Origin of the sequence: Pseudoalteromonas sp. Isolate6 (assembly GCF_022398435.1) — a bacterium.
GTDB lineage: Bacteria > Pseudomonadota > Gammaproteobacteria > Enterobacterales > Alteromonadaceae > Pseudoalteromonas > Pseudoalteromonas galatheae.
In genome coordinates, this window is sequence record NZ_JAKEVK010000172.1 from 1 (window position 1) to 10,538 (window position 10,538).

Here is a 10,538-nt window from a genome sequence, read left to right on the forward strand (position 1 = left end):
GTTTTAATATCAATAGCAAACACTATTTTATCGGTAAATATTTAGCGAGTTTAGCTATCGTGCTGTTAGTAATGAGCTCAGTTGTCATCGCTATGGTGACTTTACCCCTGATCTCAAGCCTCTTTGGACTCTACCCAGATAGTGATTTTATCGCAACTTCATGGCCCCATATTTTACACGCTATACTGCTTTGGGTACTCCCAGCTTGCATAGTTTATACCGCTATTCCGTTTGCGCTCACAGCACTTACTGGACGCGCTACACCAGCTTATGCAGCGATGATGATAGCCGTTGGCTCGTTCGTCATTATCACCGCTTTGTTTGGTGACGGCGCACCACAAGCTACTTGGCTACAAATTGTTGACCCGCTAGGTAAGGTTACAGTTGAAGGGCAAATTTTCTACTGGACAGCACAGCAAAGAATGACCCAGTTTTTAAGTTTAGATGGAGCGTTACTCTACAATCGTTTGCTCTACTTAACGCTCGCATTGTCTTTGCTGGCATTTGCATGGTGGCGCTTCGATTTAATGCAATTTAGAACCAGTAACAGCAAAAAAGCCTCAGCAAGGCCCGTTGCAAAAGTGCAACAACATACGCACAGTTCAAGCAAACTAAATATGAACCCATTAACCTTGATAACCAACGAAGACACAGTCTATTGGCTTAAATTCAGCGTCTATTCCGGTTACCTTCAGGCTCGCCAAATCATTACTAATAAGGCGTTTTACCTATCAATGTTGACGCTTTCGTTGATGCTGCTCATCGCCGGTTTAAGCTACCGTTTACCAGGCATGGAGGGCAGCGCAGCTATTTTGCCAAGAACGTACACGCTGCTTCCTGTATTGATTTATCCCAGTTTGATTTTTACCATGCTTGCCGCCGCTTTTTTTATAGTTGATCAGTGCCACAAAGACCACCAGCTAAATACCGCACAACTGGTTGCTGTGTGCCCAACGCCAGATTGGCAACCCCCTCTAAGCCATATAATCTGCGCTACTCTTGTTGCAGTCGTATTAATGTTAGTGCCTATTTCAGGCTTATTGGGTACACAATTAATACAAGGTTATCTTGACCCCGATTGGCAAAGTTTATTGCATTTGAGCATGCTTGTTTTGCTGCCATTAATGCTCGCTTATGTGTTTATAGCCATCATAAGTTACGGGCTATTGCAGTCTAAAATTGCTGCACAGGTATGTGCCGTGGTGCTCTGTATTTCTCCTGCGATATTCAATGAAACTCACGCGATAGAGAACTTTATGTATTTATGGGCATGGCCATCTATTGCTCAGCTTTCCGAAATAGCATCTACAGAGCAATTTATCATCAGAGATCTCAATCTTATGCTCTACTGGCTCAGTTTTTATTGCGTGTTGCTTGTATTGAGCAGCTGGCTGTGGACACGAGGTATGATTGCGTCTTTTAAGGAAAGATTCGCCGCTTTGCCAAAAAAGATTACACCGCGATCACTGGCAATTATGCTGTTGTCAGGGACAATTTTTGGCTACCAAGCCAACTCAATTCATCAAGAGATGATCGTTAACGGTCAATTTGAAACACAAGCCGATGGTTATGCTGTGCAAGCCGACTATGAAAAGCAATACCGGCAATTCGATACACAACCACAGCCTAAAATTCGCCACGCTGAAATTGCCATATCGCTTTACCCAAATCAGCGCGCTATAAAATACATGGCCAACTTAACATTGGTTAATTCACACCAGAATGCAATCGAGCAGTTGCTGCTCAACACCAATCACTACACCGCTGTTGATGAAATCTTACTTTCTGGTCAAGCGCTTTCACAGATCGCTTTAGACAAAGCGCATCATGCCTCGGTTTGGGGCTTGAATACACCTCTCACTCATGAGCAACAAAGTCAGCTCAGTTTTGCAGCTTCAGTCAAATATCAGGGCTATAGTAATCATGCAACTGATTACATTGGCAAAGTGACAAAAAATGCCAGCTATATTGATGCAAGTTTTTGGCCCTCCATTGGGTTCGAGAAAAACAACATCATCAAAGACAACGCGCTACGAGAGAAGTTTAAACTCGATCCGCTGGCACCAGACTTTTTCAGTCAGTCACAAACACTAGACTTGTATCAACACGATGATGCAGATCTGCTCACCTATAAACTAAAAATTGACGCCCCGAGCAATCAAATAGTTGTGGCGCCGGGGGAGCTGCTGAAACAGCAAACACAAGGACAGCGCCACAGCTATGAATTTCAAACAATGACAGCGAGTCATTGGGATCCTGTCATTGTGAGCGCCGGATACAAAATTCACCAGTCTACATGGATAAGTGCAAAAACCGGCAAAGAAATTTCCATAGAACTGTTTTATCTTAACACCGATGAAGTAATCCTAAGTTCCATGATACAACGAGCAAAACATGCACTTGAACAAGGCGAAGCAACATTTGGAGCTTACCCATACAACAGCTTAAAAATAGCAGCGTTACCTCAGGGGATGGGCGAGCAAACCGTGAGTGCAAATTTAGCACTTATCCCCGAAATGTCCGCTTGGCAACACAATTATCATGATCCATCCAGTTCCGATTGGTTAGAATACACCGTACACGATGCAGTTGCTCAGGTTTGGTGGCAGAATATCGCAATCGCAAACACCGCAGGTTACCCCATACTGTCTGAGGGAGTGCCAACTTGGTTTGCGCTGACCAAATCAAGATTGAGTAGCGAAGCAACACAACAACTATTGGCTAGCATTAAAAATGACTACTTATTAGCACGTACTAAAGAGTCCGGTGTGGAGAAAAACGCCTTAGCATTGACGCACCAACCATACGCTAAAAGTAAATCGCAGCTTGTTGTTTATGAAGTGTCACAGCTCATTGATAATGAGCAATTTAGCAATGTGATCAATGATACCCTAGCGCATTATCGAGTACAGAGTGCTTCACAGCCCATATCGGCACAACAGTTGTACCTGAAGCTGTTGCAAGCCGTAAATCAGCCTAAACATGAAAAACAACTAAATATATTATTTCACCAAATGACGCTGCGTGACGCAAACGTGCAAAATCTACCTCTGTAAACCCCCATTACAAACGATTAGGGCTGCCACATAAGCGCCCTAATTACTACCAACCTTGCTCTCTACCTTTAAAAAAAACCGCACAGAGGGGTAATGGCCGCTTTCGGGTAGTGGCTCTCCTTGCATATTCAGACAATAACGAACAATAAAAACAGGGCCGACCAAATGGTCAACGCTGACAAGAAGTAAGCCTAAAAACACATTTCTAGCGCAGCATAACTCAATGCCCAACTACTCTACTATTCGTTGTTACTAGGAGCTAATTTACTATGTTTCGTTATAAGCTGACGTCTGCAGCCAACCCTCTCTTCTCCACCTCTAAACTCAACTATTATATTTCACGTACCTTGTTAGCAATGAGTCTAGGTGTTTCCTCTTCAGCAGTATTTGCAGATGATCAAGCCAAACATATCGACTTGGAACGAATCGAAGTCACTTCTGAAAAGCGTACCGTGAATATTATGGAAGTTGCTTCTAGCGTAACTGCTATTTTTGGACAAGAACTTGCCGACTCTGAAGCCTATTCCATCACAGATCTTGGACAAGCGATCCCGAGCGTTCACGTTTATAGCTGGGGTGGCCGAAGAGACAGCAATGTATTTATTCGTGGCATAGGCCCGGGTTTATTCACCGAACCCACCATAGGTTTTTACGTCGATGGCGTGAATTATAGTAGCAATAGTATTTTTGATTTGGACCTTGTGGATATAGAGCGTGTTGAGGTCCTAAGGGGCCCTCAAGGCACACTATACGGGGGCAATTCTCTGGCTGGTGTTATTAATATTATCACCAAACAACCAGACGAAATGCCGGAGTTCAAAGGCACCTTTTCTGCAGATAACTTTGGCTCAAAGCGAGTTAGATTAGGTGTAAATACCCCCTTAACTGCAGATAATCTATTTCTCGGCTTATCAGCTTCGGCATATAACACCGATGGACATCTTGAAAATACCTACTTAGACAAGGACTTTGGTGCTCGCGACGATCTGAGTGCGAGAGCTAAACTTAGATGGGTCGCGTCAGACAATCTTGAAGCCAACTTTGTAGTGGATTATGAACGTTTTCGTGGAGACTCGTATGCGATGGGGCAACTTGAGCGTATCAAAGCCAATCCAGATCACATAGAACATGACTTTGAAGGAGTTGACGATCGCGATGCACTTGGGGCTTCGGTTACACTGGATTATAGCGGTGACAATGTAAACTTCATCTCGATCACAAGTTGGCGTGACTGGGATAACCTGAATACCGCGGATCAAGATACAGGCAATGACGCAGGATATCAGTTCCATAGTCACTCTCAGGAAGATTTTGATCAGCTCTCTCATGAAATGCGTTGGAGCTCTAAAAATACTGAAGACTACCATTGGCTAGTCGGGTTTTATGGCTACCAATCAGATACCCAGAATACGACAAGAAATGATTTAAATTTCTCCTCTATGTATCCAGGTAGTGGACCCATGGTTGATCGTTCGATTATCGGGAAAGATGACCAAGCTTGGGCGGTATTTGGTCAGGTTGATTACGCAATCACTCAGGATATTACCGTCATTGCAGGTTTACGCTACCATAAAGAGCAGCGAGAAGCTGATATTAATATCGATTCTCAATCCACTGGAGTTACCTCGCAATACGGTGGCAAGGAAGAATTCAGCGAAGTTCTACCCAAACTAGCCCTCTCTTATCAAACGAACAATAATGACCTTGTTTATGCGTCTTGGAGTAAAGGTTACCGAGCGGGAGGATTTGACACATTATATCCCAACTTAAGCAAGCCTAGCTTTGAGCCTGAATACAGTAATAACTATGAAATTGCCTATAAAGCACTAGCGCTAGAAAACCAACTGAGCTTTTCAATCACTGCATTTTACGTTTCTTTAGACGACCAACAAGTGCAACAGATGTTAGAAAACACCACCATTATCACAGATAACGCTGGCGAAAGTACCAGTCGGGGTATTGAGTTTGAGTCGCGCTACCAGCCTCACCCGGATTGGACCATTGGCTTCTCAAGTAGTTATGTTGACGCCACTTATAGTGAGTATGAAAGTGTGAACTTTGCAACTGGTGCAATAGAAGACTATTCCGATAATCGTTTACCAAATACACCTAAGATCAGCGCCAACCTGTCCATTAGCAATCGTACAGAACTCAACAGCGACTTCACCTTATTCACGCAGTTAGAAAACATTTATATGGGTGATCACTACTTTGATGCAGGTAACCAAATGAAGCAATCAGCATATCACCTTTTAAATGCCAAAGTAGGCCTTGAAAGCGAAAACTGGTACGCGCACCTATGGGTGAAGAATGCGCTCGATGAATATTACTCAAAAGTTGCATTTAACTTTGGTTTCGGTGTTACGGCAGAAGCAGGAAACCCGAGAACCATAGGCCTCACTGTAGGTACTAATTTCTAAACCAATAACGAGTGGAAAGTGGCGCACGCATCAAGCGCCACTATGACATTGTATAAATAATATCAATGCGTTGATACGCTTATTAAGGGAGTTACCATGCAAGCTCAATCCGTGTTATTGCTCGGTGGTACAGGTCAAGTAGGCTTAAAAGCAGCCGAGTATTTACTTGAGCATACACAAGCCGCACTTACGTTTGCTTCACGTAGAAAAGCCTCATTGCCCAGTGCAATTTTGCAACATCAGGACCGAATAAATACTGTACAACTAGATGTCCAAAACACCAACGATTTAAAAGCCCAGTTAAAGAATACAGATCTGGTCGTCGCCTGTGTTGGCCCCTCGGGCGTTATCGGCGATCAAATAGTATTGACCTGTAAAGAGTTAGGCGTACCAATTATTGATGCCGGTGGCTACGATCCAGTGTACGCGTCCCTACACGAGCATGAAAAGCAGTATAGTAGTGAAGTACCGCTCATCATCAACGTCGGTTTGCTACCGGGCTTATCAGGCGTATTCCCTGCCTATCTTATTCAACAATGTAGTCGTGGAGCGGACATCAAATCCTTAGAAGTGCAATACGTTGGCCGAGACGCTTGGAGCTACAATTCGGCATGGGACATCATAAATGGGTTGGGAGACTTTGGTCACGAGCGTGGCTTTTGCTACTTGGAAAACCAGCAAGTTAAACGTGAAAAGTTCTCGAAGGCTGCTACTAAAGCACACTTTCCCGCTCCTATAGGCACCGCATCTACTATGTTGATTTACGCAGAAGAAATAGTGCAACTCGCCAACGAACATGACATACAAACAGCTAAAGTCTATGGTGCTAATCTCGGGCCCCGCGCTATGTTTGTTTGCATGATTGCCAAGATATTCAAGATGTACAAAAACCATAAAACTATCGCTCGTGCAGCGCGGTGGTTATGTAAGGCCTCAGCTAAAGATATGCGTAAGCTCGACCCAATTTACGCCGTCGATGCCCAAATTAAATGTGCTGACAACCGCGTACACCATGGCCAAATCATTCTAGAAGATACCTATCAGGCTACAGGCTTTATCATCGGTATAGCGGCTAAGCAATTATTAAACAATCAAATCACCAAAACAGGTCCAATGATGCTACATGAAGCTGTTGATGCCAATAATTTTATAAAAGATCTCGAACAAGCAGGTGTCGTTGCAGGGCTTATTCTTTCTAAATCAGACAACAACACCAAGCAGGAGGCTGCATGAGTAAAAATATCATCGTCTTGGGAGGTACTGGTGAGTCGGGCAGGCGCATTATCAACTTGCTCAGTGAACGACTCTCAGATTTAAAAATAAGCTGTGCGGCAAGGAGAACACCAAAAGCAGGTATATTGCCAAAGCATATTAACTTTGTTCCTTTTGATATAAATGACAAAGCCAAAAGCATTGAAACACTCAAAAAGTTTGACTTAGCAGTGATTGCGTTAGGCCCAATGGATAAGTTTGCCCTACAGGCGCATCAACTGTGCTTGAACGCGAATATAGATGCCCTCGACATTAATGACAGCCTACAGGCTGCAGATCAAATACACGCACTGAATACTGAGGCCCAATCAAAACAATGTTTGCTGCTCACAGGTATGGGCTTCTCCCCTGGTATTTCAACATTACTATTAACTGAGCTTGCGCATAAAAAAGTATCTGCAACCGGCCATTATCAATGCCGTTTGTATATGGGCGCAGCCTATGGTGGCGGCGAGACCAGTCCACAAGCGATTTTAGCAAGCTTCACCAATACCTTAACCTGCTGGCGAGAAGGAACTCGCAAACAAATTGACACACCTTGGCAGGACGCACAACACCAGTTTGCTTTTCCTGCATTGAAAAAGCCCGCTGACCTTATTCCATTTGCAACACCCGAAGTCGCAGGACTTAGTTGTGAGTATGTTGCTGAAGACCTTGACATAAAGCACCTAGATAGTCGTTATCATATCCAACACCTTACGCTTGGATTTGCAAAGTTTATGAGTAAATATCGCTTAGGCGAGCGTAAAAATACATTTTTCTCCAAGATGTTTTTTAACAATGGGCAAAAGCTCAAAACCAAAAAAGAGTCAGATCCCGATACTTGTTTATGGGTTTACCCAGACAATAATCCGCAATCAGGACTAATGTTACATGGGGTTATTTCTTCTTATGAACTTACCGCCAAGATGGCATGTGTTGTGGTTGAGTGTTGGCTGAACAATGTGTTTTTTGACAGCTATGGTGTCAAATCCGTAGAGCATTTGTCTTATAAAACGCGCCAAAAGCTACTGCAAACATTGGCTTTATATGGTGTCACGGCAAAACCAGCAAACACTCAGAACACACATAGAGCAGATCAAGAGTTTGGCTGGGTAGACAGCGTATCATCAGACATTAATAGTCTCAGAAACTTGGGGCTAAATTGGTACACAGTAACAAAGCAACATCCAAAAATGGCAAAAAGGCAACAAGAGTATCTTTATAAATCAGAGATATGGCGAGAACTAAAAGGAGCCACTAATAGGTATAGCTTCACAAAGTTTGTAATTACTACGCTGTTAGCATGGCGTCGAGATAATAAAAGTTTACAGCACTGGCGCGATAGGCACCAAAGAGAATATACCGAAATTTGGAAATCCATCACTAAAGACATGAGTATGTTTAGCTCAGGTTATGACAACGCGAGGAAGCTACTAGGGCAGGATAAAGCCTACCGATTATATCGTGACATGTTTCTAGAGACAGGCAAAATGGAAATGCGCTGGCTATGGCCTAATCCCGAATCCTTTAATATGTTTGAAAACAAAGAAGATGTGATTTTAGAATACTGGCTCACTTGGCTTAGAAACTACGCCAAACTTGGCCTATTTACACTAAGCGAATCAAAGGTTGATGCCTCAACAATTTGCATTTCTATCACCGACTGTGCGTATGCAGCTATGTTTAAAGAGCTCGGTTGTCCTGAGCTTGCTGACATGGTTAGAGAGATGGAGCAAGAAGCACTAACCTTTTTAGCCAGTCAGAGTAATTTGAACATAACTTGGAACTTTAAAGGTGAGGGTGTTGTTGACATCACTTTGAATAAAGCGCTAACGCTTCAGGCCGTGGGCTAGCAGAAAAAGACGACGAAGAAAGATTTATGTGTTGCGGGCTAGGCCCGCAGGGCATACTCTCAAAAGTGATTAACCACAAACAATACTAGGAGCTAGGTTCAGTCTCGCCTCTTTAGGCAGCACCCCAAATTGTTTTCTAAAAGCTACGCTAAAATGGCTCACATTGCTATAACCCAGCGAAATGGCTGTTTCAGTTACGTTATTGTCTTTTAATAGGTTCATTGCTTTGTGCATTCTTTCTTCTTGAAAACAGCCATAAACTGTATTGTTAAACAGCACCTTGAAGCCTTTTTTTAACTTACACTGGTTCAATCCAACCACCTTAGCGACATCTGAAATGGTAGGTGGGCAACTAAGATCGGATAATAGAAAATCTCTTGCTGCCATAAGCTGCTTTTTCTCTCGAAGCGGGAGTTGGCTACCAGTATCAACTGATTTCAGTGCAGTAAGATGCCAATATAAATAGTCTAATGTAGCGGAATGTAGCAGCAGAGGGTTGGCTTCTTGATCTTTTATCAGCTTATGAATACGATTCGCACATGTACTGACTTTTCTACTGGGGCCACTTTGCTTCACAAAGAACGACATACTTTTCCCAAGATCTACGCCGCTGAGCTCTTCACCAGCAAGCTCATTAAGCACTTCGGGTTTTATCATGATCTCTAGGTTACTAAAATCATTACTATGATAAGCACAGAAATTCTCCCCACCCGAAAAACCAATATTGAAGTCTCCGCACTCACATTGTAACAGCGTATTACCAACCGTCGCTTCAAACTTTCCCGCAAGAACATTATTGATGTGGATGTATTGGTCATCGCCAGGAAATATGTGTTTAGTATCTGCAGCACCCATATCTTGCGCTGAAGATATGCTCACAGAAAGACCGGGCATCAACTGCACAAAATTCTGCCCAACCACGTTGTCGATCTGTTGCTGTTTATTCGCTGTACTTATCTCAATGTCACTACACACAGTCATTTTTTAACCCCCCTTCCAATCCCCGTATCACTCTGGCATCTGTAGCTATACTTCCTTTAGACACAACTTCAACATGCCTATAAAGAATATAAGCTTTACCATACCAACCAAGCGAGCATGGTTTTCGCCTGTATTGCGCATGTTTTATTCAGTTGTATCTGGCTATGCATTTCACTACTCATTATTAGCCGCTTCAGAAAAGCTAAGTGTTCAATTCAAGTGAAATATAGAATGCGTTCAAAAGTTGCTTTTAAATTTTGTTAGTAATGATCCGGTTAACCTCAGTCAGTACCGCGCTATTTATCTTGCAGATACTCCACATAAACCTGGCAGGTTAATTACAATTTCACGGACAAACCCACTCTAAACCCTCAACATCCTAACAATTAATAAATTGAGGGTAATAAAAACAAATTCTGAGTAATGTTCCCCAAGAAGTTAACACTAATAAAAATCATTCTCAATAAAAAATTCTAAAAACTACAATTTTCGACCTGATATTTACACCAGGCATAGCTTCGCTCTGGCGTTCAGTCACAGTCTCGGGAACTCATCTGAGGTATTGCAAACTTCGATGTTTGTCCATAATAGGCGGCTATAAATGAGTTCGTTATCCACAGCAGGAGCTATTCAGACTGAAATGCTCAGCACATCTGTCCAATAAGCGATAATTTGGCAGCCGATCTTGATAAATAAGTAGCATATCCAAGTCAAAGTGGGATGCTGCGCAGTATTTTTCACAGGTACTACTCTAGTATTCGAGCGACACCATCGCCTTGATAATAGTGCTAGTGACACCAAGGTACCTGTCAGTTATCATTCTTAACAATATTCAATTTACCTAAATAAGCTAAAAGCCAGACACGCCTAAAATTATGCGAACTTTTAATATCTCAATATGAATTTTTGGCCATTTACCACGACGTTTCTATAAATCATAAAAGATTAAAATCAGTGCGATTTTAACAATAATT

Annotated in this window: 5 protein-coding genes; 4 read left to right on the plus strand and 1 reads right to left on the minus strand. The window is 42.7% G+C overall.

Annotated features, from left to right (window positions below):
* The 4 genes from L1D50_RS17935 to L1D50_RS17950 all read left to right on the plus strand — a co-directional run.
* Nucleotides 1-3,056: hypothetical protein (locus tag L1D50_RS17935; RefSeq protein WP_239966523.1), on the plus strand; the 3,056-nt coding region annotated here is incomplete at its 5' end.
* A 269-nt stretch (nt 3,057-3,325) separates the two neighbouring features.
* Nucleotides 3,326-5,476: a TonB-dependent receptor gene (locus L1D50_RS17940; protein ID WP_239966524.1), complete on the plus strand. Its 2,151-nt coding sequence runs from the start codon at nt 3,326-3,328 to the stop codon at nt 5,474-5,476.
* Nucleotides 5,477-5,572: 96 nt separating this feature from the next.
* Entirely contained in the window at nt 5,573-6,709 is a 1,137-nt protein-coding gene (locus tag L1D50_RS17945; protein WP_239966525.1) for an NAD(P)H-binding protein, read from the plus strand.
* Nucleotides 6,706-8,583, plus strand: a complete 1,878-nt coding sequence (locus L1D50_RS17950) for a hypothetical protein (RefSeq protein WP_239966526.1) — start codon at nt 6,706-6,708, stop codon at nt 8,581-8,583. Before L1D50_RS17945 ends, L1D50_RS17950 begins: the two co-directional genes overlap by 4 nt.
* A gap of 69 nt (nt 8,584-8,652) precedes the next feature.
* Here the strand turns inward: L1D50_RS17950 and L1D50_RS17955 are convergent, their stop codons facing one another.
* Nucleotides 8,653-9,564 carry an AraC family transcriptional regulator gene (locus tag L1D50_RS17955; protein ID WP_239966527.1) on the minus strand — a complete coding sequence of 304 codons (912 nt, stop codon included), beginning with the start codon at nt 9,562-9,564 and terminating at the stop codon, nt 8,653-8,655.
* Between the last annotated feature and the right edge of the window lie 974 nt (nt 9,565-10,538).